Genomic DNA, 25,607 nt, shown 5'->3' with positions numbered 1-25,607 from the left:
GTCCATTGGCCCGAGGCTCTCGCTCGGACCGGGCTTACGCTCGTCCCCGTACGAGTTCCCGTACGAGTCCGTGCCCCCACCACCACGCGGAGCAAACCGCCATGCGGTCAGATGACGTCCGATCCCTCCTGCAAACCGCTGTACCCACAGCTGCCGCCGGCGCCATCGCCGCCGTGATCAGCGCGTTGGTCGTCGGCGGCAAGGGAGCCGTCGGAGCCGTCGTGGCCACCGTGGTCGTGATCCTCTTCATGGGCATCGGATTCGTCGTTCTGCAGCGCACGGCGAAATCACTGCCGCATCTGTTTCAGGCCATGGGGCTCATGCTCTACGCGGCCCAGATCCTGCTGCTCTTCGTCTTTCTCGCCGTGTTCAAGAACACGACACTGTTCAACCCCCGGGCGTTCGCCATCACGTTGGTCGCCACCACTCTTGTGTGGATCGGCGCACAGACGCGCGCTCACATGAAGGCCAAGATCCTCTACGTCGAGCCCGACTCGACCAAGGGCGAAAAGCCCGAAAACCCGGGATCGAAGTCGTGAGGGGTAGGGCCGGGATAAGTGCGCGTTCGAGATGCTGCTATCGTCCGGTTCCAACTGCGGCACTGCGGGCGCGGGCATCTGAGCTGACGCCTGTTCCATCGCGAGGCACGATGCCTGACTGCCGCCCCCACATCCGTTACACCAGTCCAGTGCCGAACCGCGGCTTCGCGCCGCGCCGACACAACGAGGTTGCCGTACCTATGCGCCACGCTGAAGGAGCCCGCGGTGAGTGCTGACCCGACGCAGGTCCTCGCCTTCGAGACCGACTGTCACATCTTCGACGGATGTGGCTTCCCCGGCCCGGGCCTGCACTCGTTCCTCTTCGAGCCGCTGTGGGGCGAAGCGGGCAGCAATGCCTACTTCAACAAGCCGATGCTGCTGGCCCTCCTGGGCTCCGTCATCATCGTGGCCTTCTTCTGGGCCGCTTTCGGCAAGGCGAAGATCGTTCCCGGCAAGCTCCAGATGATCGGCGAGGCGGGCTACGACTTCGTGCGCCGCGGCATCGTCTACGAGACCCTCGGCAAGAAGGAGGGCGAGAAGTACGTCCCCTTCATGGTCTCGCTGTTCTTCTTCGTCTGGATCCTGAACGTCTGGTCGATCGTTCCGGTGGCCCAGTTCCCGGTGACCTCGATCATCGCGTACCCGGCCGTCCTCGCACTGATCGTCTACGTCATCTGGATGTCGGTCACCTTCAAGCGCCACGGCTTCGTCGGCGGCCTGAAGAACCTCACCGGCTATGACAAGAGCCTCGGTGGCGTGCTGCCGCTGATCATGATCATCGAGTTCTTCTCGAACGTCCTGGTCCGCCCGTTCACCCACGCGGTCCGACTCTTCGCGAACATGTTCGCCGGTCACACCCTGCTGCTGCTCTTCACGATCGCCAGCTGGTACCTGCTGAACGGCATCGGCATCGCCTACGCCGGTGTGTCGTTCGTGATGGTGATCGTGATGACCGCCTTCGAGCTCTTCATCCAGGCCGTCCAGGCGTACGTCTTCGTCCTCCTGGCCTGCAGCTTCATCCAGGGCGCGCTGGCCGAGCACCACTGAGTCAGGCCCACCCCCGCTCAGCCCCCATTCGTCCGGTGGCCAACCCCCACCGGTCCGTGAAAGAGAAGGAAGAACTGGCATGTCCCAGACCCTTGCCGCCGTCACCGGCTCCCTCAGCTCCGTTGGTTACGGTCTCGCGGCCATCGGCCCCGGCGTCGGCGTCGGCATCATCTTCGGTAACGGCACCCAGGCCCTCGCCCGTCAGCCCGAGGCTGCCGGCCTGATCCGCGCCAACCAGATCCTCGGCTTCGCCTTCTGTGAGGCGCTCGCCCTCATCGGTCTGGTCATGCCGTTCGTCTACCCGAGCTCCTGATCCTCGGTTTCGACGAACAGCCCACTAGACGAAAGGCACTGATGTGAACCTCATGGTTCTCGCGGCTGAGATGGAGAACCCTCTCATCCCGCCGATCCCCGAGCTCGTCATCGGTCTGATCGCCTTCGTCATCGTCTTCGGCTTCCTCGCGAAGAAGCTCCTCCCGAACATCAACAAGGTTCTGGACGAGCGCCGCGAGGCCATCGAGGGCGGTATGGAGAAGGCCGAAGCGCTTCAGATCGAGGCCCAGAGCGTGCTGGAGCAGTACAAGGCCCAGCTCGCCGAGGCCCGGCACGAGGCCGCGCGCCTGCGCCAGGACGCGCTGGAGCAGGGCACTGCGCTCAAGGAAGAACTGCGCGCAGAGGGCCAGCGGCAGCGTGAGGAGATCATCGCTGCCGGTCACGCCCAGATCGCGGCAGACCGCAAGGCCGCCTCTCAGGCGCTGCGTCAGGACGTGGGCAAGCTCGCCACCGACCTGGCCGGAAAGCTCGTCGGCGAGTCCCTCGAGGACGCCGCCCGACAGAGCCGCACGATCGACCGCTTCCTCAGCGAGCTTGAGGAGAAGGCCGAGGCCGCCCGATGAACGGAGCGAGCCGCGAGGCGCTGGCCTCCGCGCGCGAGCGTCTCGACGCGCTGACGGACAACACGTCCGTCGACGCGACGAAGCTCGCCGGTGAGCTGGCAGCCGTCACCGCGCTGCTCGACCGTGAGGTCTCGCTGCGTCGGGTCATCACGGACCCGGCGCAGTCCGGCGAGGCCAAGGCCGAGCTGGTCGGTCGGCTGCTGTCCGGCCAGGTGAGCGGGGAGACCCTCGACCTGGTGTCCGGCATGGTGCGCTCCCGCTGGTCGCAGTCCCGCGACCTGGTGGACGCGCTGGAGGAGCTGGCCGCGACCGCCGACCTCACGTCGGCCCAGCGGAGCGGTGCGCTCGACAACGTCGAGGACGAGGTCTTCCGGTTCGGCCGGATCGTCGCCTCGAACGCCGGTCTGCGCAGCGCGCTGACCGACCGTGCGGCCACCGCCGCCGCCAAGAGCACGCTGCTCGGCACGCTGCTCGGCGGCAAGGCGAACGCCGTCACCGAGCGCCTGGTCATCCGTCTCGTCACGCACCCGCGTGGACGTAGCCTGGAAGCGGGACTCGAGTCCCTTTCCAAGCTCGCCGCCGAGCGCCGTGACCGCATGGTCGCCACCGTGACCACCGCGGTTCCGCTCAGCGACGCGCAGAAGCAGCGTCTCGGCGCGGTGCTGGCCAAGCTGTACGGCCGCCCGATGCACCTGAACCTCGACGTGGACCCCTCGGTCCTCGGCGGGATCTCGGTGCGGGTCGGCGACGAGGTCATCGACGGCACCATCGCGGAGCGCCTGTCCGAGGCGTCCCGCCGCATGGCCGGCTGACCTCAGCCACCAAAAGAACAAAAGCATTCCTAGCGGCCCGGTTGGGCCGTGCAGAACTTGCAGAAGATTCCTGGGGGTCGCCCCCAGACCCCTAAGAAGCTTCAGGCCCAACAAGGAGAGCAGGGAACCCAGATGGCGGAGCTCACGATCCGGCCGGAGGAGATCCGGGACGCACTGGAGAACTTTGTCCAGTCGTACCAGCCGGACGCGGCCTCGCGCGAGGAGGTCGGAACGGTCAGCGTTGCCGGCGACGGCATCGCGAAGGTGGAGGGCCTGCCCTCCGCCATGGCGAACGAGCTGCTGAAGTTCGAGGACGGCACCCTCGGTCTCGCCCTCAACCTCGAGGAGCGCGAGATCGGTGCGATCGTCCTCGGCGAGTTCAGCGGTATCGAGGAGGGCCAGCCGGTGCAGCGCACCGGTGAGGTTCTCTCCGTAGGTGTCGGCGAGGGCTACCTCGGCCGCGTCGTCGACCCGCTCGGCAACCCGATCGACGGCCTCGGCGAGATCGCGACCGAAGGCCGTCGCGCCCTCGAACTGCAGGCCCCGGGCGTCATGGTCCGTAAGTCCGTGCACGAGCCCATGCAGACCGGCTACAAGGCCGTCGACGCGATGGTGCCGATCGGCCGTGGCCAGCGTCAGCTGATCATCGGTGACCGTCAGACCGGCAAGACCGCCCTGGCCGTCGACACGATCATCAACCAGCGCGACAACTGGCGCTCGGGCGACGTGAACAAGCAGGTCCGCTGCATCTACGTCGCCATCGGCCAGAAGGGCTCGACCATCGCGTCCGTTCGCGGCGCCCTGGAAGAGGCCGGCGCGCTCGAGTACACGACGATCGTCGCCGCCCCGGCGTCCGACCCGGCCGGCTTCAAGTACCTGGCGCCGTACACCGGTTCCGCCATCGGCCAGCACTGGATGTACGCCGGCAAGCACGTCCTGATCATCTTCGACGACCTGTCGAAGCAGGCCGATGCCTACCGCGCCGTGTCGCTGCTGCTGCGCCGCCCGCCGGGCCGTGAGGCCTACCCGGGTGACGTCTTCTACCTGCACTCCCGTCTGCTGGAGCGTTGCGCGAAGCTCTCCGACGAGATGGGTGCCGGTTCGATGACCGGTCTGCCGATCGTCGAGACCAAGGCCAACGACGTGTCGGCGTTCATCCCGACCAACGTCATCTCCATCACCGACGGCCAGTGCTTCCTGGAGTCCGACCTGTTCAACGCGGGCCAGCGCCCGGCGCTGAACGTCGGTATCTCGGTCTCCCGCGTCGGTGGTTCCGCGCAGCACAAGGCCATGAAGCAGGTTTCGGGTCGTCTCCGCGTCGACCTGGCCCAGTACCGCGAGCTGGAGGCGTTCGCCGCCTTCGGTTCCGACCTGGACGCCGCGTCGAAGGCCTCGCTGGAGCGCGGCAAGCGCATGGTCGAGCTGCTGAAGCAGGGCCAGTACCAGCCGATGCCCGTCGAGGAGCAGGTCGTCTCCGTCTGGGCCGGCACCACCGGCAAGATGGACGACGTCCCGGTCGAGGACATCCGTCGCTTCGAGTCGGAGCTGCTGGAGCACCTGCGCCGCGAGCGCAAGGACCTCCTCACCTCCATCGCCGACGGCGGCAAGATGTCGGACGACACCCTCGGCTCGATCGCCGACGCCATCGCGGCCTTCAAGCGCCAGTTCGAGACCTCGGACGGCAAGCTCCTGGGCGAGGACGTGCCGGCCGTCAACGTCTCCAAGTGACGACGGAAGGGACCTGACTCATGGGAGCGCAGCTCCGGGTCTACAAGCGTCGCATCCGTGCCATCACGGCGACCAAGAAGATCACCAAGGCGATGGAGATGATCGCCGCCTCGCGCATCGTCAAGGCGCAGCGCAAGGTGGCGGCGTCGATGCCGTACGCGACCGAGCTCACCCGCGCGGTGACCGCGGTGGCGACCGGTTCGAACACCAAGCACGCCCTGACCACCGAGGTCGAGGCGCCGACCCGTGCCGCGATCGTGCTCATCACGAGCGACCGCGGTCTGGCCGGCGGCTACTCCTCGAACGCCATCAAGCAGGCGGACCGGCTCACCGAGCGGCTGCGCGCTGAGGGCAAGGAGGTCGACAGCTACATCGTCGGCCGTAAGGGTGTCGCCTACTACGGTTTCCGTGAGCGCAAGGTCACGGACTCGTGGACCGGCTTCACCGACAGCCCGGCCTACGCCGACGCCAAGCGCGTCGCGGCGCCGCTGATCGAGGCCATCCAGAAGGCCACGGCCGACGGTGGCGTCGACGAGCTGCACATCGTCTACACGGAATTCGTGTCGATGATGACGCAGAACGCGGTCGACGGCCGGATGCTGCCGCTCAGCCTCGACAAGGCTGCGGAGGAGGACGGTGCGAAGGGCGAGATCCTTCCGCTGTTCGAGTTCGAGCCGTCGGCGGAGGACGTCCTCGACGCCCTTCTGCCGCGCTACGTCGAGAGCCGGATCTACAACGCACTGCTGCAGTCGGCCGCTTCCGAGCACGCCGCCCGCCGCCGCGCGATGAAGTCGGCGACCGACAACGCCGGAGACCTCATCAAGAGCCTCTCCCGGCTTGCCAACGCGGCCCGCCAGGCCGAAATCACCCAGGAAATCAGCGAGATCGTCGGTGGCGCCAGCGCCATGGCCGACGCGACCGCGGGGAGTGACAAGTAATGACGACCTCTGTTGAGACGGCCGCCGCCACGGGCCGCGTCGCCCGGGTCATCGGCCCGGTCGTCGACGTGGAGTTCCCCGTCGACGCGATGCCCGACATCTACAACGCGCTGAAGGTCCAGGTCGCCGACCCGGCCGAGGACGGCGCGCTCAAGACGCTGACCCTCGAGGTCGCCCAGCACCTGGGTGACGGCATGGTCCGCACGATCTCGATGCAGCCCACCGACGGTCTGGTCCGCCAGGCCCCGGTGACCGACACGGGCGAGGGCATCACCGTCCCGGTCGGCGACTTCACCAAGGGCAAGGTGTTCAACACCCTGGGCGAGGTGCTCAACTACCCCGAGGCGAACGCCGAGGTCACCGAGCGCTGGCCCATCCACCGCAAGGCCCCGAGCTTCGACGAGCTCGAGTCCAAGACGGAGATGTTCGAGACCGGCGTCAAGGTCATCGACCTTCTCACCCCGTACGTCAAGGGTGGAAAGATCGGTCTGTTCGGTGGTGCCGGTGTCGGCAAGACCGTTCTGATCCAGGAAATGATCTACCGCGTCGCCAACAACCACGACGGTGTGTCGGTCTTCGCGGGCGTCGGTGAGCGCACCCGTGAGGGCAACGACCTCATCGAGGAAATGGGCGACTCGGGCGTCATCGACAAGACGGCGCTCGTCTTCGGCCAGATGGACGAGCCCCCGGGCACCCGTCTGCGCGTCGCCCTGGCCGGTCTGACCATGGCGGAGTACTTCCGCGATGTGCAGAAGCAGGACGTGCTGTTCTTCATCGACAACATCTTCCGGTACACCCAGGCCGGTTCCGAGGTGTCGACCCTGCTCGGCCGCATGCCCTCCGCGGTGGGTTACCAGCCGAACCTGGCCGACGAGATGGGTCTCCTCCAGGAGCGCATCACCTCGACCCGTGGTCACTCGATCACCTCCATGCAGGCGATCTACGTCCCCGCCGACGACCTCACCGACCCGGCGCCGGCGACCACCTTCGCCCACCTCGACGCGACGACGGTTCTCTCCCGTCCGATCTCCGAGAAGGGCATCTACCCGGCCGTGGACCCGCTGGACTCGACGTCCCGCATCCTCGACCCGCGGTACATCGCGGCGGACCACTACGCGGCCGCCATGCGTGTCAAGGGGATCCTCCAGAAGTACAAGGACCTCCAGGACATCATCGCGATCCTCGGTATCGACGAGCTGGGCGAGGAGGACAAGCTCGTTGTCCACCGTGCCCGTCGTGTCGAGCGCTTCCTGTCGCAGAACACCCACGTCGCCAAGCAGTTCACCGGCGTGGACGGTTCGGACGTTCCGCTCGACGAGTCGATCACCGCGTTCAACGCCATCTGCGACGGTGACTACGACCACTTCCCCGAGCAGGCGTTCTTCATGTGCGGTGGCATCGAGGACCTGAAGGCCAACGCCAAGGAGCTGGGCGTCTCCTGATCCGGCGCGCTCCGCGAGGAGCGCATCCGGTTCGCACGTTTCACGGAGAGGGGCGGGTGCGTCCCGTCCCTCTCCTCACGCCCATTAGAATTTGACCCAACACCCGGCCGACCCGCCGGGTGGTGACCCGAGGAGCCACCTTGGCTGCTGAGCTGCACGTCGAGCTGGTCGCGGCGGACCGCAATGTCTGGTCCGGCGAGGCCACCCTTGTTGTCGCCCGCACCACGTCCGGCGACATCGGCGTCATGCCCGGTCACCAGCCGCTTCTCGGTGTGCTGGAATCGGGCCCGGTGACCATCCGCACGAGCGAGGGCAACACTGTCGTCGCCGCGGTGCACGGCGGTTTCATCTCGTTCGCGGACAACAAGCTGTCCCTGCTGGCCGAGATCGCCGAGCTCGCTGACGAGATCGATGTCCAGCGTGCGGAGCGGGCACTGGAGCGCGCGAAGGCGGAGGCCGACTCGGCCTCCGAGCGTCGCGCCGATGTCCGGCTGCGCGCGGTCGCGGGGCACTGAGTCCCGTACCGAAGAGTTTGACACCTCAGCCGCGGTCCGTTCTGGAATTTTCCAGACCGGGTCGCGGCTGTGGCGATGTAGGTCCGCGACCGGACTCGTCCGGCGACGGGGACGGTCGTTTGTGGTTTTCGATGAGCGAGGAGGTCGGTGAAGATGCTCCTCGCTCTGCTTGTGAGCGGCCTGGTCGTAGCCCTGGTGGTGATCGGGCTGTTCGTGTTCGGGTTGCGCCGCAGACTGATCCAGCGTTCCGGCGGCACCTTCGACTGCAGCCTGCGCTGGGGCGTGTCCGAAGAGCCGGACGTCTCGGGCAAGGGCTGGGTCTACGGGGTGGCCCGCTACAGCGGTGACCGCATCGAGTGGTTCCGCGTGTTCTCGTACTCCCCGCGCCCGCGCCGGCTGCTGGAGCGTTCCTCCATCGAGGTGATCGCCCGCCGCGCGCCCGAGGGCGAGGAGGAGCTGGCCCTGCTGTCCGACGCCGTCGTGCTCGGCTGTTCCCACCAGGGGACGCGCCTTGAGCTGGCGATGAGCGAGGACGCGCTGACCGGGTTCCTGGCCTGGCTGGAGGCGGCGCCTCCGGGGCAGCGGGTGAACGTCGCCTGAGTCGCCCCGGTCGGCCCCGGAGCGGGTCGGGTACGGGTGGCGCACGGGTCGCGTACGGACGTGATGAAGCCGGGGAGACGGGGGCGGACCCGTCTCCCCGGCTTCGTCTTGTCACCGGGGCGGTGCGCGGGGTTACTGCAGCCCGGTGTGGATCGCGTTGGCGAGCTCACCGTTGGTGGTGTCGCCGCTGAACTCCCAGAAGAAGGCTCCCCGCAGGCCCTGGGTCTTGGTCCAGTTCATCTTTCCGGTGATGGTGGCGGGGGTGTCGTAGCTCCACCAGTTGCTGCCGCACTTGGCGTAGGCGGTGCCGGCGACGGTTCCGGTGGAGGGGCAGCTCGCCTTGAGGACCTTGTAGTCCTCGATGCCCTGCTCGTAGGTGCCCTGGGCGGGACCGGTGGCGGTTCCGCCGGGGCCGGCCTGGGTGACGCCCGTCCAGCCGCGGCCGTAGAAGCCGATGCCGAGGTTGAGCTTGGATCCGGGGATGCCCTTGCCCTTGAGCTTGGTGATGGCGGCCTCGGAGTTGAAGCCGGCGATCGGGATGCCGCTGTACGAGGTCAGCGGGGAGTGCGGGGCGGTGGGGCCCTTGGCGTCCCAGGCGCCGAAGAAGTCGTACGTCATGACGTTGTAGAAGTCGGTGTACGGGGCGGCGCCGGCGTAGTCGGCGAGGTCCAGCTTGCCGCCGTTGGAGCCGTCGGCGGAGATCGCGGCGGTCACCAGGTTGGAGGCGCCGAACTTGGCGCGCATGGCCTGCATCATGTTCTTGAAGGAGGCGGCGCCGGAGGTGTCGCAGCTCAGGCCGCAGGCGTTGGGGTACTCCCAGTCCAGGTCGATGCCGTCGAAGACGTCGGCCCAGCGCGGGTCCTCGACGAGGTCGTAGCAGGACTGGGCGAAGGCGGTCGGGTTCTGGACGGCCTGGCCGAAGCCGCCGGACCAGGTCCAGCCGCCGAAGGACCACAGCACCTTGATGTGGGGGTACTGGGCCTTGAGCTTGCGCAGCTGGTTGAAGTTGCCGCGCAGCGGCTGGTCCCAGGTGTCGGCCTTGCCGTCGACGCTCTGGTCGGCGCCGTAGGCCTTGTCGTAGTCGGCGTAGGCGTCACCGATGGTGCACTTGCCGCCCTGGACGTTGCCGAACGCGTAGTTGATGTGGGTGATCTTCGCGGCGGAGCCGGAGGTGACCAGGTTCTTCACGTGGTAGTTGCGTCCGTAGACGCCCCAGTTCGTGAAGTAGCCCAGCTTGACCTTGGTGCCGGCGCCCGGGTCGGGGCCGGGGTCCGTGCCGCCGCCGGGGGTGGTGACGGAGAGGGCGCCGGAGGAGGGGCCGGTCTGGTCGGCGGTGTCCCGGGCGGTGACCGTGTAGCTGTAGGTGGTGCCCTTGGTCAGGCCGGTGTCGCCGTAGGTGGTGCCGGTGACGGTGGTGATCTTGTTGCCGTCGCGGTAGACGTCGTAGTTCTTGACGCCCTTGTCGTCGGTGGCGGCCGCCCAGGACAGGGTCACCGCGTTCTCGCCGAGCCCACTGGCCGTGGGGGTGCCGGGGGCCGAGGGCGGGTTGTCGGTGGGGGTGCTGCCGCCGTCGCAGGAGCCGCCGTTGATCTTGCAGCCGCTCGGTGCGCCGGATCCGGAGCCGTTGAAGCCGAAGCTCGCGCTCTGGCCGGGGGAGAGGGTGCCGTTCCAGCCGAGGTTCTTGGCCGTCCAGTGGGTGCCGGAGTTGGTGACGGTGGCGTCCCAGGCCGAGGTCACCCGGGTGTCGGCCGGGTAGTCCCACTCCACGGTCCACGAGGTGATGGTGGTGGTGCCGGTGTTCTTCACCGTCCACTTGCCCTCGAAGCCGGATCCCCAGTCGGAGACCTTGGTGAAGGTCGCGCTCGCGGCGCCGGCCGCCTGAGCGGGGGCGGCGAGACCGACCATCGCGGCGGCCGGCAGGGCGAGGGCGGCCACCGTGGCGGCCAGCCTTCTGAAGAGTCGGACACGTCGTGGGGGTGCTGTGCTCAAGGGTGCTCCTCCGTAGGTCCGTAGCCGCCGGTGGGGCCGACCGCTACATGGGGGTGGGACCTGCGCCGCCCGTGAGCACGCTCCGACACGATCTGTCATGGCACGCTCACCACAGTGATGCGGTGAGACTAGAAAGGTCTGGACCAACCGTCAAGAGGTCCAGACCTCATCTCCAGCGACCGTCTAGATGCCCAACTCCTGTGCCAGGACCGCCGCTTGGACCCGACTGCGCAACTCCAGCTTGCCCAACAGCCGACTGACGTGCGTCTTCGCCGTCGCCTCCGCCATCTCCAGCCGCACCGCGATCTCCGCGTTCGACAACCCCTGGCCGAGCGCCGCCAGCACCTCCCGCTCCCGCGGGGTCAACGAGGCCACGGCCGCCTCCGTCCCCGGGGCCACGGGACGGCGCGCGGCCTGAGGCGTGGCGAACTCGGCGATCAGCCGTCGGGTCACCGCGGGCGCGATCAACCCCTCGCCGCGCGCCACCGTCCGCACCGCGGCCACCAGCTCCGAGGCCTCCGCGTCCTTCAGCAGGAAGCCCGACGCCCCCGCCCGCAGGGCGCCGAAGACGTACTCGTCCAGATCGAAGGTGGTCAGCACGAGCACGTCCGCCAACCCCTCCGCGACCACCTCGCGGGTGGCGGACACCCCGTCCAACCGGGGCATCTGCACGTCCATGAGGACCAGATCCGGCCGCAGTTCACGGGCCAGGCGCACCGCCTCCTCGCCGTCCGCGGCCTCGCCCACCACCTCGATGTCGCCCGCGCTGCGCAGGATCAGCACCAGGCCCGCCCGTACCGCGCTCTGGTCCTCGGCCACCAGGACCCTGATACCGGCCTGCCGGTTCATCCCGCCACCACCTTCTCCTCGGCGGGCAGCGTCGCCCGCACCTGCCAAACCGTTCCCGCGGCGCCCGCCGTGAAGTGCCCGCCCAGCAGCTCCGCCCGCTCGCGCATGCCGACCAGTCCCGCCCCCGAACCGGGCGCCCGCGGACCGGGCCGCTCACCGTACGGCGAGTCCACCCGTACGGTCAGCACCCCGTCCGCCCGCGTCACGCGCACCCGCACGGTGCCCGGCACCGCGTGCTTGAGGGCGTTGGTCAGCGACTCCTGGACGATCCGGTACGCCGCCAGCTCCACCGGCGCCGGCAGCGGCTCCCCGGGCGGCCTGCGGTCCTCCAGCACGAAGTCCAGCCCGCTGCCCGCCCCGTTCGTCCGGGCCTTTCCGATCAGGCTGTCGAGACCGTCCAGCGAGGGCACGGCGACGGCCTCCTGTTCGGCCCCGGCGTCCCGGAGCAGTCCGATCAGCCGACGCATCTCGGCCAGTCCCTGCACGCTGTTCTCGCGGATCACCCCGAGCGCCTCGCGGCTGGTGGCGGGGGAGTCGATGGACAGCGCCGCGGTGGAGTGGATGGCGATGGCCGACAGGTGGTTGGCCACCATGTCGTGCAGCTCCCGGGCCATCCGCGCCCGTTCGGCCACCACCGCCTGAGCCCGGTCCATCTCGGCCAGCAGCGCCGTCTGCTCCGCCCGCAACCGGGCGGCCTCGGCGGCCTCGCGGTGGTTGCGCAGGGTGGCGCCCGTCAGGGCCGGGCCGAAGCACACCACGCCGGTGACGAAGCCGATCAGCAGCGCCTGCGGGGTGCGCAGCCAGGCCACGCTCGCGATCGTGACGACGACGGTGATCAACCCGGTGGTCAGCGGCAGCCGCCGGGCCATGGCGGGTTTGCCGTAGACCACGGCCGCGTACATCAGGTCGGTGAAGATCACGACGGTGCCCAGGCTGCCCACCGTGAACTGGTCGGCGACGATCCCGACCGTTCCCACGGTCAGGGTCAGCCGCGGCATGCTGCGCCGCAGCAGCTCCATCCCCCCGAGGACCGCGAGCGGGACGAGGGCCACCCAGTCGGGGAAGAAGGCGCGGTTGCCGTTGCCGTGGACGCCGAGGGACCACAGCAGGAGCCCGCCGGTCACGCTGACCACGGCGAGGAAGACGTCGTCGCGGTGCGGACGCGGGATCGGGAGGGTCACGGTCCCATCCAACACGGTGCGCGGCGGTGCGACGTCCCCGCCGGGGCGGAGGTCACGGCGGGGCGCACTACATCGAAGGGTGCAGCCGAGGTTCCTCTCCCACGACGACGCGGCGGGCCCGCACGGACGGGAGTCTGGGGAGGAAGAGAGAACCGGACCCCGAAAGGACGGAGAATCCCGTGCTCGTCGCGCTGATCATCACCTGCGAGATCGCCTTCTGGGTGCTGCTGGCCGGCGGACTCGCGCTGCGCTACCTGGCGAAGATGCCGAGGCTCGGCGCGGTCGTGCTGCTGTGCGAGCCCGCGCTGGAGCTGGTGCTGCTCGTGGTCACCACCCTGGACCTCAGGAACGGTGGCGAGCCGAGTTGGAAGCACGGCCTCGCGGCCCTGTACATCGGCTACACCGTGGCCTTCGGCCACTACACCGTGAAGTGGCTCGACCGGCACGCCGCCCACCGGCTGGCCGGGGGGCCGAAGCCGCCCGGCCCGAAGTACGGCAAGGAGCGGATCGTCCACGAGTGGAAGCTGTGGACCCGGACGGTGCTCGGCGCGGCCGTCGCCATCGGCCTCCTCCAGGCCGCCGTCTGGTACGTCGGCGACGCGGCCGACACCTCCTCGTTGCAGGCGTGGCAGTTCGCCGCGCTGCGCGTGGTCGGCATCCAGGCCCTCATCGCCGCCACGTACTCGATCTGGCCGCGCAAGGCGCCGAAGGAGACCGAAGCGGAGGCCGGCGCGGAGGCCGGCGCGGAGGCCGGCGCGAGGAGCGGCGCGGACGCCGAGGCCGCGGTGAAGGCCCCGGTGGAGGCCCCGGTGGAGGCCCCGATCCGCAAGGACCGGGTGGACGCGCCCTAGCGGTACGGCGGGTCGGTCCGCTCGGCGGGAATTGGATCTTCATCGACGGGGTTGGTGGGGGACGAGCCGTTATAGGAGGGGTCATGAGAGCGATTCAGGTGTACGAAGTGGGCGGTCCCGAGGTGCTGCGGGAGGCCGAGGTGGAACAGCCGCGGCCGGGGCCGGGCGAGGCGGTCGTGGAGGTGGCCGCGTCCGGGGTCAACTTCCTCGACGTCTACCACCGCGAAGGCCGGTACAGCCTCCCGCTGCCCTTCACCCCGGGCACCGAGGGCGCCGGCACGGTCGTCGAAGTGGGACCCGGCGTCACCGACGTCGCGGTGGGGGACCGGGTCGGTTGGGTGGAGATCCCCGGTTCGTACGCCGAGCGGGCCGTCGTGGACTCCTCCCGGCTGGTGCCGCTGCCCGACGACATCGACTTCGAGACGGCCGCCGCCGTGCTCCTCCAAGGCATGACCGCGCACTATCTCGTCAAGGACGCCTACCCGGTCCAGCGGGGCGACACGGTGCTCGTGCACGCGGCCGCCGGTGGCATGGGGCTGCTGCTGACCCAGCTCGTCACCCATCTCGGCGGCAGGGTGATCGGCACGACGTCGACCCCGGCGAAGGCCGAGGCGGCGAAGCGTGCCGGTGCCGCCGAGGTGATCGTCTCCTCGGAGGTCGACGATCTCGCCGCCGAGGTGAGGCGGCTGGGCGGCGGTCAGGGACTGCCGGTCGTCTTCGACGGCGTCGGCGCGCACACCTTCGACGCGAGCCTCGCGAGCCTGCGCCCCCGCGGCCGGCTCGTGCTCTTCGGCGCGGCGAGCGGCGCCGTGCCGCCGTTCGATCCGATGCGGCTCGCCCAGGGCGGTTCGCTGACCCTGATCCGGCCCAGCCTCGGGGACTTCGTCGCCGATCGCTCCGAACTGCTGCGCCGGGCCGCCGACGTGTTCGAGTGGGTGCGCTCCAAGGCGCTGGAGGTCACCGTGACGGGCCGCTACGCGTTGTCCGAGGCCGCCCGGGCCCACAGCGATCTGGAGGCTCGGCGTACGACCGGCAAGCTGCTCCTGGTACCCGACGCGGCCGCCGTCGGACGCGGTGAGGAGACGCGGAGCTGATCGCGGCCGGCGAGGTCGGGGATCTCGGAGACCGACATGTCGGGGCGTGGCCGCCCGTCACGCCCGACAGGTCCTAGCGCTCGCCGCCCGGGACCCACAGGACGTCGCCGACCTCCTTGTTGGCCGTGCGGGCCAGGATGAACAGGAGGTCGGAGAGCCGGTTGAGGTAGGTGGCCGTCAGCGGGTTCATCGACTCGCCGTGCTCCTCCAGCGCGGCCCACGTGGAGCGCTCGGCCCGCCGGACCACCGTGCAGGCCTGGTGCAGCAGGGCCGCGCCGGGGGTGCCGCCGGGGAGGATGAAGCTGCGCAGCTTCTCCAGCTCCTCGTTGAAGGCGTCGCAGTCCGCTTCCAGCCGGTCCACGTAGAACTGCTCCACGCGCAGCGGCGGGTACTCGGGTTCCTCCACCACCGGGGTGCACAGGTCCGCGCCCACGTCGAAGAGGTCGTTCTGTACGCGGACCAGGACCTTCACGACCGGCTCGGGGAGCGAGCCCAGCGCGATGGCCGTGCCGATGGCGGCGTTGGCCTCGTTGGCGTCGGCGTACGCGGAGATGCGCAGGTCGGTCTTCCGGGTACGGCTCATGTCGCCCAGGGCGGTCGTGCCCTTGTCGCCGGTGCGGGTGTAGATGCGCGTGAGGTTCACCATGCGGCCAGCGTAGACGCCGGGAAGTGAACTGCGCGGCTGCGGACGGGTCCTGGGTCCGTCCGGTGTGATGTCCGTCATCTGAGACGTGACGCGTGTTACTTCGCGGTCACACCGCCCCTCACGGGCGCTAGTCTCCGCCGGAGAGGCTACGAGACCGGGCCTTGTCGAGACTGGGCCTGACAAAGAACGTGGGGTGTGCAGTGGCTGGGAAGCTCGCCGTCATCGGTGCCGGACTGATGGGTTCCGGAATCGCTCAGGTCTCCGCTCAGGCGGGGTGGGACGTCGTTCTGAGGGATGTCACCGACGCCGCGCTGACCCGTGGCACGGACGGCATCAAGGCCTCGTATGACAAGTTCGTCTCCAAGGACAGGATGACGGCGGAGGACGCGGAGGCGGCGCTCGGCCGCATCACCACGACCACCGACCTCGGCGCGGTCGCCGACGTGGACATCGTCGTCGAGGCCGTCTTCGAGAAGCTCGAGGTCAAGCACGAGATCTTCCGCGCCCTCGACGAGCTGGTGCGCGAGGACGCGGTCCTCGCCTCCAACACCTCCGCCATCCCGATCACCAAGATCGCGGCCGTGACGAAGCGTCCGGAGCGGGTCGTCGGCGCGCACTTCTTCTCGCCCGTCCCGATGATGCAGCTCTGCGAGCTGGTGCGCGGATACAAGACGAGCGACGAAACCCTCGCCACCACGCGGGCGTTCGCCGAGTCCGTCGGCAAGACCTGCATCGTCGTCAACCGCGACGTCGCCGGCTTCGTGACGACCCGTCTGATCTCCGCCCTGGTCGTCGAGGCCGCGAAGCTCTACGAATCGGGCGTCGCCACCGCCGAGGACATCGACATCGCCTGCAAGCTGGGCTTCGGTCACGCCATGGGGCCGCTGGCCACCGCCGACCTCACCGGCGTCGACATCCTGCTGCACGCGACGAGCAACATCTACACCGAGTCCCAGGACGAGAAGTTCGCGCCGCCGGAGCTGATGCGCCGCATGGTCGACGCCGGGGACCTCGGCCGCAAGAGCGGCCAGGGCTTCTACCAGCACTGAGAACGAACGTTCGGGTCCCAACACCCTACGGGGTGAATTAGGTATCGGTTCGCTCACGGTCGGCAACTTCACTGCCCGCGAGGCAGTCAGATGCAGTGAGAGTTGCCGACCACGGACCAGTCGGACCACACGCACGCAGTACAGCCGGGGAGCACACATGCACATCAGGGGCGACCACGCCGAACTCGCGGTCGGGGGTCGCCTCGACGTGCGCAGCGCGGCGGACGCCCGTACGGCCTTGCACAGCGCCCTCGACGACGGCCACGGCGACCTCGTGCTCGACCTGACCGGGCTCGACTCCTGGGACGCGACCGGACTCGGCGTGATCATGGGCGCCCACCGGCGGGCCGGGCGCACCGGGCGGCGCCTGGTCCTGCGCGGGGTGCCCGACCGGATGCAGCGCCTCCTGGTGGCGACCCGGCTGCACCGCATCCTCGCGATCGAGGGCGGGCTGGAAGCGGAGTCCCTGCCCCGGGTGTGACCCGGGGCGCCGGACGGCGGGCCGGGCGAAGTGCCGGGCCGGAGCCGGCGCGGGCCCGGGGCCGGGTCCGGGGCCGGGGCTGGGCCAAAATGGGCTGCGGGTCCGGGACCGGCTGCGCTTACATGGCCGCATGGTGTCCACCGACCGACTGGCCGCCTTCGCCGCCATGTCCCTCCTGCTGATCGTGATCCCCGGCCCCAGCGTGCTCTTCGTCGTCGGGCGTGCGCTCGCACAGGGCCGCAGGGTCGCGCTGACCACCGTCGCCGGCAACACGCTCGGGTCCTACGTCCTGGTCGTGGCCGTCGCCCTCGGCGTCGGCACCGTCGTCGAACGGTCCGTCCTCGTCTTCACCGCGCTGAAGCTGGCCGGCGCCGCGTACCTCGTGTACCTGGGCGTCAAGGCCGTACGACAGCGCGGATCCCTGCGGGCGGCCCTCGACGGCCGTGAGGCGCCCCCGGCGGGCGGCACCCTGCGGACCCTCGCCGAGGGCTTCGCCGTCGGCGTCGCCAACCCGAAGACCATCGTGTTCTACGCCGCCGTGCTGCCCCAGTTCGTCGACCGCGCCCAGGGCCACGTGATCCTCCAGATGCTCGTGCTCGGGCTGGTCTTCAACGTCCTCGCCCTGGTCTGCGACAGCGTCTGGGGAGTGGCCGCCGCCACCGCCCGCGGCTGGTTCGCCCGGTCGCCCCGACGACTCTCCCTGGTCGGCGGGATCGGCGGACTCGGCATGATCGGACTCGGCGTCACCGTCGCCGCGACCGGCCGCGAGGGCTGACCGGACGCCCCGGAACGTATCCGGAGAAAACCGGACGGTACGGGGTCGAAGGCACCCCCTGAGCTTTCCGCGCCACCTTCCACGGTCTAGGCTCCGGGCGGAAACCGGACCAGAAGCGACAGCGACGTGCGAGCGAGCGAGGGCCGGGCACAGGACGGCGACGGCGCGCACGACGCGATCGGGGGACTTGGTCATGGACCGTACGCAGGGGCAGCCCGACCAGGGGGAGCGGCAGGCAGGCCGGCCGCTCCCCACGACGCGGGCCGAGGCGCCCGCCGGCCCGCCCGCCGGTCACGCCGGCGACCGGCCCCCGGCCGCCCCCGGACCCCTGCGGATGGTGACCCTGACCGCCGGGGAGTTCACCCTCACCGTCAACCCCCTCGACGGCAGCGAGATCGAACCCCTGCGGCCCGGCACCGAACGCGCCGCGGACCGTCCCGCCAAGCGCGACGCCGCCGCCCGCGCCGAGCGGGAGGCCCTCGCGGGACCGCCCGCGCTGCCCGGGGCGCCCCTGCCCGCACGCCCGCCGCGCTCGCGCACCGACGAGGAGGAACGGCTCGTACGCCTCCTCGGCCGGGGTCGCTCCGTACGCCTCACCGGACCGTCCGGCTCCGGCCGCTCCACCCTCCTGGGCGCCGTCGCCGACGCCTGCGCGGGCCTCGCGCCCGACGGTGTCGTCCGGATCAGCGGCCACGGGCTGCACCAGCCCACCGACGTCCTGCACGCCCTGTACACCGCCGTGTACGACTGCGCCGAGCGCCGCCCCGACCGCACGCGGCTCCTCGCACGGGTCCGCGACATCGGCGCGATCGTGCTCCTCGACGACCTGGAACTGGGCGGCCCCGCCCTCGACGAGCTGCTGCGCGCCACCCCCGAGTGCGCCTTCCTCCTGGTCGCCGGCCCCGACACCAAGCCGCCGGCCGACGACACCCGCCTCGACGAGGTCTTCCTCGGCGGGCTCGACCCGGCCGAGTGCCTCCTGCTGCTGGAGACGGCCACCGGACGCGCCCTGACCGACGCGGAACAGGCCTGGGCGGCGGACCTGCGCTTCGCCTCCGAGGGCCTGCCGCTGCGCTTCGTCCAGGCCGCCGCCCTGCTGCGCCAACGCGACGAGCTGAACCGGATCGCCGAGCCGGACGACGACGAGGAGCCGGGCGTCTTCGAGGAGCGACCCCGCGACGTCGGCCCCGTACCGCTGCCCACGCTCGCCGAAGCCGCCGCCCCCGCCGTGCTGCTCGCCTCCCGGGTCAGCGAATCGGCCCGCGCCGCCCTGCGCATCGCCTGCGCCCTGGGCGGGGAACTCCCGCACCACGCGCACCTGCCCGCTCTGGTGGGGGACACGCACGCCGACGCCGCCGTCGCCGAACTCCTGGGCTGCGGACTGATCACCCCCGTCGGGTCGCGCCACCGGCTCGCCGAGGGGGTCGCGCGGCAGCTGGAGGAGGCCGGCTACGGGGAGACCGCGGCCGAGGAGGCCCGTACGGCGGCCCGCCACTACGCCTGGTGGACCGGGCACGCCTCCGTGACCCCGGAGCGGGTCGCCGCCGAGGCGGACGCGGTCCTGGCCGCGCTGGCCGGGGCCGACGTGGTGGCCGCCGTCCTGCTGGCCCGCACGGCGGCGCCGGCCCTCGCCGCCTCCCTGCACTGGGAGGCTTGGGAACGGGCGCTGCGCGCGGGGGCCGAGGCCGCCCGCAAGGCCGGGGAGGTCGCCGAGCAGGCGTACTTCCACCACGAACTCGGGGTGCTCGCCCTGTGCGAGGGACGCCTGGACCGGGCCCGCGCCGAGCTGGAGGCCTCGATCGGGCTGCGCGGGGCCCTCGCGGACAAGCGCGGCACGGTCGCGGGCCGCCGCGCGCTGGCGCTCGTCACCGACCGCGAGGCGCTCGGGGTGGAGGTCTCGCCGCCGCTGCGGCTGGAGGCGCCGGTCTCCGTGACGAAGCCCGCGAAGGCCGGGGCGCCCGGGGCATCCGCCCAGCCCGGAACGCCCGCCCAGCCCGGGGCGCCCGTTCAGGCCGTGACGCCGGCCCAGCCCTGGTCGTCCGTTCAGGCCGGAACGCCCGGCAAGTCCGGGCCGGCCGGGCACACCGCCGTCCCCGCCCTGTCCGCGCCGCCCGCCCTTCCCGCCCTGCCGGCCGCACCCGTATCGGCATCCGCGGCCGCACCCGTATCCGCAGCCGCGCCCGCGGCCCCGGTGTCGCCCGTCGCACCGCGCTCCGAGGCCGTCACCCAGGTCAACCCGCTGATCGCCGCCGCCGTACCCCCGACCGCGCACGCGACCACCCTCTCGCAGGTCTTCGAGGACGCCTTCCCGAACCTCCCCGAGACCCCCGCACCCGTCCCCGCCCCGGCCCCGCACCACCCCGCCCCGGAACCGGCCGGTCGCCGTCGGACGGTGCTGATGGCCGCCGCCGGGGCCCTCTCGGTGGTGGCGCTCGGCACGGTCGTGGGCCTGTCGGTGGCCTCGGGCGACGCCGAGACGCCGAAGTCCCCGCCGGCCGCCTCGACCCCGCCGCCGGACACCGCCGACACCCCGCAGGTCCCGCAGGTGCCGGGGGGCAGCGGGAACGATCCTGCGCCGGACCCCGCCGCCCCCTCGGCCGACGCGCCCGCCGGACCGTCCGCCGACACCGGAGCGGGCCGGGCCCCGCGACCGACCGGCCCGGCCGGGCCGGGCCCCACGTCGGGCCCCCAGCGCCCGCCGGCGACGCGGCCCGCGCCGCCCGGACCGGGCAGCCCCAAGCCCCCGGCCCCCGTCACCTCGCCGCCCGCCTCGACGAGCCCGCGGCCCCCGACCACGGTGCCGCCGGTGACCCCGCCCGTGACGGGGCCGACGACGCCGGACCCGGGCACCCCGAGCACCTCGGCGGCGGCCTCCCGCCCCGCGGCCACTTCGTCGCCGTCCTCCGCGTCCTCCGCGTCCGCCCTGTCGTCGCCGACGATCTGAGCGGGCCCGGGTACGCACGAGCCCGCGAGACGCCCAGGGCGCCTCGCGGGCTCGGAGGGGAACGGGTCAGAACAGGCGGAGCTTGTCGTCCTCGATGCCGCGCAGGGCGTCGTAGTCGAGCACCACGCAGTCCATGCCCCGGTCGTTGGCCAGGACCCGCGCCTGTGGCTTGATCTCCTGCGCCGCGAACACGCCACGGACCGGCGCCAGATGCGGGTCGCGGTTCAGCAGTTCCAGGTACCGGGTGAGCTGTTCGACGCCGTCGATCTCACCGCGACGCTTGATCTCCACCGCCACCGTCGCGCCCGAGGCGTCCCGGCACAGGATGTCCACGGGGCCGATCGCCGTCATGTACTCGCGCCGGATCAGGGTGTAGCCCTCGCCCAACGTGTCGATGCGGTCCGCGAGCAGCTCCTGGAGGTGCGCCTCGACACCGTCCTTGATGAGCCCCGGGTCGGTGCCCAGCTCGTGGGAGGAGTCGTGGAGGACTTCCTCCATGGTGATGATGAGCTTCTCGCCCGCCTTGTTGACGACGGTCCAGACGTTCGCCTCGTCCCCGCTCCCCTCCTTGAGGGTGCACGGAGGCGACATCCAGTTGAGCGGTTTGTACGCCCGGTCGTCCGCGTGGATCGAGACACTGCCGTCGGCCTTCACGAGGATCAGACGGGGTGCCGAGGGCAGATGGGCGGTGAGCCGGCCCGCGTAGTCGACGGAGCAGCGGGCGATGACGAGACGCATGGTCGGCAACGCTACTCGACGGGAAGCCCTCCACGCGATTCGCCCCTGAAAGCCCCGTTCGCCGATGGCGCGTTGTATGCGCATTCTCCTGGTGCGGCACCCGGTGGGCGCCTACCGTGGTGAGCGGGAGGTTGCCGAGCGTGCACACTGCGTCGCGGCCTCCTTCCCTGCCCGTAAGACTCCGGCAACCCAAACGCCGGGGTCACGAGAGGAGAACCCATGTCGCTCGACGTCTCACCGGCCCTACTCGAACAGGCCGAGCGAGGCGAGGTCGACGAAGCCGCTTTCGTCGACTGCGTCCGGACCTCCCTGCCCTACGCATGGGAGATGATCAGCTCGTTGGCGGGCCGGCTCGAGGTTGAGGGCGGAGAGTTCGCCGACAACCAGACGCCGCCGCCGGACGAGCAGGCGCGCGGGCAACTGCTGCGCGCGCTCGCGAGTGACGCGATACGCGGTGCGCTCCAGCGGCACTTCGGGGTGCGCCTGGCCTTCCAGAACTGCCACCGCGTGGCGGTCTTCCCGCTGGATCCCTCGGTGGACGACCGGCTCGCCAAGTTCACCTCGATCCGCGGCCAGCTGCTCAACCAGTCGCCGGAACTGCGCGACTGCTAGCGGGACCCGTACTTCGCTGCCGCTCCGTGTCGCGGGAGGTGCGACCGACATCGGAGCGGCAGCCCCAGGCCCCTGCCCGGCCGCCCTCAGCCCAGCAGCGGCAGCACCTCCGAGCCGAGGCGCCGTACGTTCTCCTCCGTCGCCGCCAGGTCGCCGGAGCCCTCCGTCAGCAGGGCGAACCGGGTGATCCCCGTGCGCTCCGACGTCGCCGCCAGCCGCTCCGCCGCCAGCTCCGGGGTACCGACCGGGTGCAGGTCGCACAGCAACTCCGTGTAGGCCACCGGGTCGCGCATCGCGCGCGCCCGGCCGTCCACCGTCACGTGGGCGCCCAGCCCGAGGCGGAACCAGCCCGGCATCGCCTTCAACAGGGTCTCGCGGGCGTCCACCGTCCGGTCGGAGAGCTGACAGACCCCGGCCGACACGTGCCCGGCCGACCGTACGAGCTCCGGATCGTGCCCCGCCGCGAGCGCGGTCGCCCGCCACAGCGCGACCTGCTCCGCCTTCTCCTCGTCCCCGCAGTGCATGCCCAGCAACATCGGCAACCCCCGCACCGCGGCCGTCCGCACCGAGGACGGCGAGGTACAGGCGACGATCACTTCCGGCCCGGTTCCGTCGCCGTCCAGCGCCTGCTCGGGACGCGGTACGACGGCCACCTCCCGGAAGGAGTGCCGCTGCCCGTCCGCGTCCACGCGCGGCTCCGTCAGCCAGCGCCGCAACAGGTCGAGGTCCTCGGGGAAGCCGCTCTCGTACGCCCCCACCCCGGACCCGAACACCTCCAGGTCCACCCACGGACCGCCCCGGCCCACCCCGAGGCTGAACCTCCCCCCGGAGGTGATGTGCAGCAGCGCGGCCTGTTCCCCCAGGGTCACCGGGTGGGTGTTCGGCAGCACGCTCACCGCCGTGCCCACCCGCAGCCGCCGGGTGCGCCCCAGCAGCAGCGCGGCCAGGGTCACCGCCGACGGACAGACCCCGTACGGCACGAAGTGGTGCTCGGCGAGCCAGGCCGAGTCCAGCCCCGCCTCCTCGGCCACCTCGGCCGTCCGCACCGCACGGTGCAACGCCTCCCCCTGCCCCTGGCCCGGGAACTGGGCCGCCAGTACAAACGCTCCTACGCGCATCGCCCTTAGCCTCCTCGCGGCTGACGCGGCCTCCCCCAGGTGGACCGACTCGCTGATGGCATCAACGTCTGCCGGCAACAACGTCTGACACGTGCCAAAGGCACGGCCTGACAGGAAAGTTATTGAGATTGTCGGGCCAGTTCCCGTACGGGGTCGGCCTTCTCCGGACACCCTGCGGGTACCCGACCTCGCTGCGCGTAGTCTGGGAGAAAGTCACTGTCCGCCGCCCCTTCGTGAGGTATACGTGTCACCGCGCCACAACCGCCCCAGGGGCGGCGAGACCCCGGACGAACGACCCGGCGCCGGCCTCGACCGGTTCGGCCTGGAGCGGACCGAGGAGTACCTCGGCGAGGAATGGAAGGTCCGGCACGTCGCGGGCGCGGCCGCCGCAGGCAAGCGCTACCGCTGCCCGGGCTGCGACCAGGAGATTCCCTCCGGCACCCCGCACCTGGTGGCCTGGCCCGAGTACGGCGGCGTCGACGACCGACGGCACTGGCACAAGGCCTGCTGGAACGCGAAGGACCGCCGCACCTCCAAGGTGCAGCGGTCCCGCAACGCTCCGAAGTACTGACGGCCCCCGCGCTCAGACGTCCCGGCGGCCCACCACGACGTACGAGGCCGCGACCGCGCCCGCCGTGACCGCCGTGAGCAGCAGGACCTGGGAGAAGTCGCTGGGCATCGGGGTGATGCCGCTGTCCTGGATCCCGAAGAGCTGGAACAGGGCCACCGGGGCGTTGTACCGCAGCACCGTCGTCCCCAGCGCCTCGGTGGCGGGCCAGGCGGTCGCTATCCCGCCGAGCACCGGCGGCAGGGTGACCACGCCGAGCATCACGGCGATCCCGCCGGCCGAATGCCGTACGAGGGCCCCGACCGCCAGCGAGAGCACGCCGAGCAGGGTGACGTAGAAGGAACCGGCCACCGCGCCCACCCACTCGCTCCAGCCGTGCGCCCCGGCCTGGGGGCCGTTGTGCACGAGGGCGGCGGAGAACCCGACGAAGGCGACCGACGCGAGGACGGTGCAGAACGCGAGGGCGCCGAAGACCAGGTACTTCGCGGTGAGCACCCGCAGGCGCTCGGGGGCGGCGGTGAAGGTGGTGCGGATCAGGCCGGTGCCGTACTCCGAGGAGATCGTCAGCACCCCGAGCACGATCACCGCGACCTGGCCGATCATCAACCCGAAGAGTGCCGGACCGGTGAACGACATGGCCGTGTAGTCGATTGTCCGGGTCTGGACCACGGCGATGGTGCCGATGCCGACGACGAGCGCCACGAGGGAGCCGAGCGTCCACAGGGTGGAGCGCACGGAGATCATCTTCGTCCACTCCGAGGCCACGGCGTGGCCCAGGTGCGGCCGAGGGGTGGGCAGCGACGAGCTGTAGGTCCCCGGGGTGGGCGTGGTGCCGGTCATCGGGTGTCCTCGTCGTCGTGCTCGGCGCCGGTTCCGCCGGCGGCCTTCGCGGTGGTGCGGGCGGGGGCCTTCGCGTCCGCGTCGGCGGGGCCTTCCGGAGCGAGCTCGCCGGGGGTCTGCGGCATCAGGAAGGGCCGCGCGCCCGTCGTCCCGGGCGGCGGGGGAGCGAAGAAGCTCGCCGCCGTCTCTCCCGAGACCCCGTCGGCCGGCTCCTCCTCCCACTCCGGCAGCGCCATCGGCTCGGGCTCCCACAGCTCGGCGCGGGGATCGTCGGTGGAGGTGTACTCGACGGAGGACTGGGTCATCCGCATGTACGCCTCCTCCAGCGAGGCCCGGTGCGGGGACAGCTCCCACAGTCGTACGCCGGCCCCGTGGGCCACGTCGCTGATCCGGGGGAGCTCCAGCCCGGTCACCCGCAGGGCGCCGTCGGGCTCCTGGAGCACCCGCCCGCCCGCCTTCGTCAGGGCGGTGCCCAGCGCGGCCCGGCCGCCGGGGAGGTCGTCGGCGGCGCGCACCCGCGCGAATCCGGCCGAGTTGTGGGTGATGAAGTCCTGGGTGCTCATCTCGGCGAGCAGTCGGCCGCGACCGATCACGATCAGGTGATCGGCGGTGAGGGCCATCTCGCTCATGAGGTGGGAGGAGACGAACACGGTCCGGCCCTCGGCGGCGAGCCCCCGCATGAGGTTGCGGACCCAGAGGATGCCCTCGGGGTCGAGGCCGTTGACCGGCTCGTCGAAGAGCAGCACCTGCGGGTCGCCCAGCAGGGCGGCGGCGATGCCCAGGCGCTGGCCCATGCCGAGGGAGAAGCCCTTGGTGCGCTGCCCGGCCACCTCCTGGAGGCCGACGACGCGCAGGACCTCGTCCACCCGCCGCTCGGGGATCCCGGAGAGCTGGGCGATGGACAGCAGGTGGGTGCGGGCCCGCCGGCCGCCGTGCACGGCCTTGGCGTCGAGCAGGGCGCCGACGTGCCGCTGGGCGTTCGGCAGGTCCCGGAAGGGCAGGCCGTTGATCGTGACGTGGCCGGAAGTGGGCCGGTCCAGGCCGAGGATCATGCGCATGGTGGTGGACTTGCCGGAGCCGTTGGGCCCCAGGAAGCCGGTCACGTGACCCGGCTTGACCTGGAACGACAGCCCGTCGACGGCGGTCTTCGCGCCGAAGCGCTTGGTCAGGCCGACTGCCTCGATCATCGTGCTGCCCCTTGCCAGGCCCGGACGGCTCTCGTCCGCGTAAGCCTTAAGAGGATATCGAGTCGCGCATGGTTCCCTCCCGGACCGGATCCCTGAGGTCTCCCTGAGATCCGACCCGGGGATGTCCCGTAGTACGTCGGACGTCCTCCTCGGGAGGGACGGACGAGG

The 25,607-nt window shown here is 71.0% G+C and carries 26 protein-coding genes; 18 read left to right on the top strand and 8 right to left on the bottom strand.

Annotated features, from left to right (window positions below; all coding sequences use genetic code 11):
* Positions 1 to 101: 101 nt before the first annotated feature.
* The 10 genes from ACZ6ZI_RS15000 to ACZ6ZI_RS14955 all read left to right on the top strand — a co-directional run bounded on the left by ACZ6ZI_RS15000 (position 102) and on the right by ACZ6ZI_RS14955 (position 8,517).
* A complete protein-coding gene (locus tag ACZ6ZI_RS15000) occupies positions 102 to 539 on the top strand; it encodes a hypothetical protein (RefSeq protein WP_363053307.1) in 438 nt (145 codons plus the stop codon).
* A gap of 210 nt (positions 540 to 749) precedes the next feature.
* Entirely contained in the window at positions 750 to 1,586 is an 837-nt protein-coding gene (atpB, locus tag ACZ6ZI_RS14995; protein ID WP_363053434.1) for a F0F1 ATP synthase subunit A, read from the top strand.
* Positions 1,587 to 1,665: 79 nt separating this feature from the next.
* Positions 1,666 to 1,899 carry an ATP synthase F0 subunit C gene (gene atpE, locus ACZ6ZI_RS14990; RefSeq protein WP_007266589.1) on the top strand — a complete coding sequence of 78 codons (234 nt, stop codon included), beginning with the start codon at positions 1,666 to 1,668 and terminating at the stop codon, positions 1,897 to 1,899.
* A gap of 52 nt (positions 1,900 to 1,951) precedes the next feature.
* Positions 1,952 to 2,482: a F0F1 ATP synthase subunit B gene (locus tag ACZ6ZI_RS14985; protein WP_363053308.1), complete on the top strand. Its 531-nt coding sequence runs from the start codon at positions 1,952 to 1,954 to the stop codon at positions 2,480 to 2,482.
* Complete coding sequence (locus ACZ6ZI_RS14980) at positions 2,479 to 3,294, top strand: F0F1 ATP synthase subunit delta (protein ID WP_469520210.1); 816 nt, start codon at positions 2,479 to 2,481, stop codon at positions 3,292 to 3,294. Before ACZ6ZI_RS14985 ends, ACZ6ZI_RS14980 begins: the two co-directional genes overlap by 4 nt.
* Positions 3,295 to 3,426: 132 nt before the next feature.
* Positions 3,427 to 5,022, top strand: coding sequence for a F0F1 ATP synthase subunit alpha (atpA, locus tag ACZ6ZI_RS14975; RefSeq protein ID WP_363053310.1), 1,596 nt, complete (start codon positions 3,427 to 3,429; stop codon positions 5,020 to 5,022).
* A 20-nt stretch (positions 5,023 to 5,042) separates the two neighbouring features.
* Positions 5,043 to 5,960, top strand: a complete 918-nt coding sequence (locus tag ACZ6ZI_RS14970; RefSeq protein WP_363053311.1) for a F0F1 ATP synthase subunit gamma — start codon at positions 5,043 to 5,045, stop codon at positions 5,958 to 5,960.
* Positions 5,960 to 7,402, top strand: coding sequence for a F0F1 ATP synthase subunit beta (atpD, locus tag ACZ6ZI_RS14965; RefSeq protein ID WP_361598909.1), 1,443 nt, complete (start codon positions 5,960 to 5,962; stop codon positions 7,400 to 7,402). Before ACZ6ZI_RS14970 ends, atpD begins: the two co-directional genes overlap by 1 nt.
* Before the next feature lie 140 nt (positions 7,403 to 7,542).
* Positions 7,543 to 7,917, top strand: a complete 375-nt coding sequence (locus ACZ6ZI_RS14960) for a F0F1 ATP synthase subunit epsilon (protein WP_363053312.1) — start codon at positions 7,543 to 7,545, stop codon at positions 7,915 to 7,917.
* 153 nt (positions 7,918 to 8,070) lie between these two features.
* Positions 8,071 to 8,517, top strand: a complete 447-nt coding sequence (locus tag ACZ6ZI_RS14955) for a DUF2550 domain-containing protein (RefSeq protein WP_469520203.1) — start codon at positions 8,071 to 8,073, stop codon at positions 8,515 to 8,517.
* A gap of 132 nt (positions 8,518 to 8,649) precedes the next feature.
* On the opposite strand, the gene ACZ6ZI_RS14950 is transcribed toward ACZ6ZI_RS14955, so the two are convergent.
* From ACZ6ZI_RS14950 to ACZ6ZI_RS14940, 3 genes are all read right to left on the bottom strand, one after another.
* Positions 8,650 to 10,506 (bottom strand): glycosyl hydrolase family 18 protein, encoded by a 1,857-nt coding sequence (locus ACZ6ZI_RS14950; protein WP_469520200.1) that lies wholly within the window; start codon positions 10,504 to 10,506, stop codon positions 8,650 to 8,652.
* A gap of 183 nt (positions 10,507 to 10,689) precedes the next feature.
* Positions 10,690 to 11,355 (bottom strand): response regulator, encoded by a 666-nt coding sequence (locus ACZ6ZI_RS14945; RefSeq protein ID WP_469520195.1) that lies wholly within the window; start codon positions 11,353 to 11,355, stop codon positions 10,690 to 10,692.
* A complete protein-coding gene (locus ACZ6ZI_RS14940) occupies positions 11,352 to 12,536 on the bottom strand; it encodes a sensor histidine kinase (RefSeq protein WP_469520193.1) in 1,185 nt (394 codons plus the stop codon). Before ACZ6ZI_RS14940 ends, ACZ6ZI_RS14945 begins: the two co-directional genes overlap by 4 nt.
* A gap of 179 nt (positions 12,537 to 12,715) precedes the next feature.
* On the opposite strand from ACZ6ZI_RS14940, the gene ACZ6ZI_RS14935 reads away from it, so the two are divergent.
* Positions 12,716 to 13,387, top strand: a complete 672-nt coding sequence (locus ACZ6ZI_RS14935) for a hypothetical protein (protein ID WP_469520190.1) — start codon at positions 12,716 to 12,718, stop codon at positions 13,385 to 13,387.
* An 83-nt stretch (positions 13,388 to 13,470) separates the two neighbouring features.
* Entirely contained in the window at positions 13,471 to 14,481 is a 1,011-nt protein-coding gene (locus tag ACZ6ZI_RS14930; protein WP_469520186.1) for a quinone oxidoreductase family protein, read from the top strand.
* A 73-nt stretch (positions 14,482 to 14,554) separates the two neighbouring features.
* Here ACZ6ZI_RS14930 and ACZ6ZI_RS14925 read toward each other — a convergent pair whose 3' ends face one another.
* Positions 14,555 to 15,127 (bottom strand): cob(I)yrinic acid a,c-diamide adenosyltransferase, encoded by a 573-nt coding sequence (locus ACZ6ZI_RS14925; protein WP_363053317.1) that lies wholly within the window; start codon positions 15,125 to 15,127, stop codon positions 14,555 to 14,557.
* A 200-nt stretch (positions 15,128 to 15,327) separates the two neighbouring features.
* On the opposite strand from ACZ6ZI_RS14925, the gene ACZ6ZI_RS14920 reads away from it, so the two are divergent.
* The 4 genes from ACZ6ZI_RS14920 (at position 15,328) to ACZ6ZI_RS14905 (ending at position 20,376) form a co-directional block, all read left to right on the top strand.
* A complete protein-coding gene (locus tag ACZ6ZI_RS14920; RefSeq protein WP_469520184.1) occupies positions 15,328 to 16,176 on the top strand; it encodes a 3-hydroxyacyl-CoA dehydrogenase family protein in 849 nt (282 codons plus the stop codon).
* A 157-nt stretch (positions 16,177 to 16,333) separates the two neighbouring features.
* Positions 16,334 to 16,657, top strand: coding sequence for an STAS domain-containing protein (locus ACZ6ZI_RS14915; RefSeq protein WP_363053319.1), 324 nt, complete (start codon positions 16,334 to 16,336; stop codon positions 16,655 to 16,657).
* A gap of 130 nt (positions 16,658 to 16,787) precedes the next feature.
* The gene (locus ACZ6ZI_RS14910; protein ID WP_363053320.1) at positions 16,788 to 17,432 is read left to right on the top strand and encodes a LysE family translocator; all 645 of its coding nucleotides are present in this window, start codon (positions 16,788 to 16,790) and stop codon (positions 17,430 to 17,432) included.
* 193 nt (positions 17,433 to 17,625) lie between these two features.
* A complete protein-coding gene (locus ACZ6ZI_RS14905; protein ID WP_469520181.1) occupies positions 17,626 to 20,376 on the top strand; it encodes an ATP-binding protein in 2,751 nt (916 codons plus the stop codon).
* Between the two features lie 66 nt (positions 20,377 to 20,442).
* Here the strand turns inward: ACZ6ZI_RS14905 and nucS are convergent, their stop codons facing one another.
* Positions 20,443 to 21,114, bottom strand: a complete 672-nt coding sequence (nucS, locus tag ACZ6ZI_RS14900) for an endonuclease NucS (RefSeq protein WP_363053322.1) — start codon at positions 21,112 to 21,114, stop codon at positions 20,443 to 20,445.
* Between the two features lie 219 nt (positions 21,115 to 21,333).
* Here nucS and ACZ6ZI_RS14895 point away from each other — a divergent pair, with 219 nt between their 5' ends.
* The gene (locus ACZ6ZI_RS14895) at positions 21,334 to 21,726 is read left to right on the top strand and encodes an SCO5389 family protein (protein WP_363053323.1); all 393 of its coding nucleotides are present in this window, start codon (positions 21,334 to 21,336) and stop codon (positions 21,724 to 21,726) included.
* An 86-nt stretch (positions 21,727 to 21,812) separates the two neighbouring features.
* On the opposite strand, the gene ACZ6ZI_RS14890 is transcribed toward ACZ6ZI_RS14895, so the two are convergent.
* Positions 21,813 to 22,844, bottom strand: coding sequence for an LLM class flavin-dependent oxidoreductase (locus ACZ6ZI_RS14890; protein ID WP_469520177.1), 1,032 nt, complete (start codon positions 22,842 to 22,844; stop codon positions 21,813 to 21,815).
* Positions 22,845 to 23,088: 244 nt separating this feature from the next.
* On the opposite strand from ACZ6ZI_RS14890, the gene ACZ6ZI_RS14885 reads away from it, so the two are divergent.
* Positions 23,089 to 23,415, top strand: coding sequence for an ATP/GTP-binding protein (locus ACZ6ZI_RS14885; protein WP_469520174.1), 327 nt, complete (start codon positions 23,089 to 23,091; stop codon positions 23,413 to 23,415).
* 12 nt (positions 23,416 to 23,427) lie between these two features.
* On the opposite strand, the gene ACZ6ZI_RS14880 is transcribed toward ACZ6ZI_RS14885, so the two are convergent.
* The gene (locus ACZ6ZI_RS14880; protein WP_469520172.1) at positions 23,428 to 24,252 is read right to left on the bottom strand and encodes an ABC transporter permease; all 825 of its coding nucleotides are present in this window, start codon (positions 24,250 to 24,252) and stop codon (positions 23,428 to 23,430) included.
* On the bottom strand, positions 24,249 to 25,439 hold the full coding sequence (locus ACZ6ZI_RS14875) for an ABC transporter ATP-binding protein (RefSeq protein WP_469520169.1): 1,191 nt from the start codon (positions 25,437 to 25,439) through the stop codon (positions 24,249 to 24,251). Before ACZ6ZI_RS14875 ends, ACZ6ZI_RS14880 begins: the two co-directional genes overlap by 4 nt.
* Between the last annotated feature and the right edge of the window lie 168 nt (positions 25,440 to 25,607).

The organism is Streptomyces sp. NPDC103540, from assembly GCF_055584445.1.
Note: the sequence above shows the minus strand (reverse complement) of the source record. Positions and strands in the feature narration are given on the sequence as shown.

What these genes read in the sequence shown, in the direction of transcription:
- ACZ6ZI_RS15000 (WP_363053307.1), top strand. Translation starts at nt 102, where the DNA reads ATGCGGTCAGATGACGTCCGATCCCTCCTGCAAACCGCTGTACCCACA.
- atpE (WP_007266589.1), top strand. Translation starts at nt 1,666, where the DNA reads ATGTCCCAGACCCTTGCCGCCGTCACCGGCTCCCTCAGCTCCGTTGGT.
- ACZ6ZI_RS14985 (WP_363053308.1), top strand. Translation starts at nt 1,952, where the DNA reads ATGGTTCTCGCGGCTGAGATGGAGAACCCTCTCATCCCGCCGATCCCC.
- ACZ6ZI_RS14980 (WP_469520210.1), top strand. Translation starts at nt 2,479, where the DNA reads ATGAACGGAGCGAGCCGCGAGGCGCTGGCCTCCGCGCGCGAGCGTCTC.
- atpA (WP_363053310.1), top strand. Translation starts at nt 3,427, where the DNA reads ATGGCGGAGCTCACGATCCGGCCGGAGGAGATCCGGGACGCACTGGAG.
- ACZ6ZI_RS14970 (WP_363053311.1), top strand. Translation starts at nt 5,043, where the DNA reads ATGGGAGCGCAGCTCCGGGTCTACAAGCGTCGCATCCGTGCCATCACG.
- atpD (WP_361598909.1), top strand. Translation starts at nt 5,960, where the DNA reads ATGACGACCTCTGTTGAGACGGCCGCCGCCACGGGCCGCGTCGCCCGG.
- ACZ6ZI_RS14955 (WP_469520203.1), top strand. Translation starts at nt 8,071, where the DNA reads ATGCTCCTCGCTCTGCTTGTGAGCGGCCTGGTCGTAGCCCTGGTGGTG.
- ACZ6ZI_RS14945 (WP_469520195.1), bottom strand. Translation starts at nt 11,355, where the DNA reads ATGAACCGGCAGGCCGGTATCAGGGTCCTGGTGGCCGAGGACCAGAGC.
- ACZ6ZI_RS14930 (WP_469520186.1), top strand. Translation starts at nt 13,471, where the DNA reads ATGAGAGCGATTCAGGTGTACGAAGTGGGCGGTCCCGAGGTGCTGCGG.
- ACZ6ZI_RS14925 (WP_363053317.1), bottom strand. Translation starts at nt 15,127, where the DNA reads ATGGTGAACCTCACGCGCATCTACACCCGCACCGGCGACAAGGGCACG.
- ACZ6ZI_RS14915 (WP_363053319.1), top strand. Translation starts at nt 16,334, where the DNA reads ATGCACATCAGGGGCGACCACGCCGAACTCGCGGTCGGGGGTCGCCTC.
- ACZ6ZI_RS14910 (WP_363053320.1), top strand. Translation starts at nt 16,788, where the DNA reads ATGGTGTCCACCGACCGACTGGCCGCCTTCGCCGCCATGTCCCTCCTG.
- ACZ6ZI_RS14905 (WP_469520181.1), top strand. Translation starts at nt 17,626, where the DNA reads ATGGACCGTACGCAGGGGCAGCCCGACCAGGGGGAGCGGCAGGCAGGC.
- nucS (WP_363053322.1), bottom strand. Translation starts at nt 21,114, where the DNA reads ATGCGTCTCGTCATCGCCCGCTGCTCCGTCGACTACGCGGGCCGGCTC.
- ACZ6ZI_RS14895 (WP_363053323.1), top strand. Translation starts at nt 21,334, where the DNA reads ATGTCGCTCGACGTCTCACCGGCCCTACTCGAACAGGCCGAGCGAGGC.
- ACZ6ZI_RS14890 (WP_469520177.1), bottom strand. Translation starts at nt 22,844, where the DNA reads ATGCGCGTAGGAGCGTTTGTACTGGCGGCCCAGTTCCCGGGCCAGGGG.
- ACZ6ZI_RS14880 (WP_469520172.1), bottom strand. Translation starts at nt 24,252, where the DNA reads ATGACCGGCACCACGCCCACCCCGGGGACCTACAGCTCGTCGCTGCCC.
- ACZ6ZI_RS14875 (WP_469520169.1), bottom strand. Translation starts at nt 25,439, where the DNA reads ATGATCGAGGCAGTCGGCCTGACCAAGCGCTTCGGCGCGAAGACCGCC.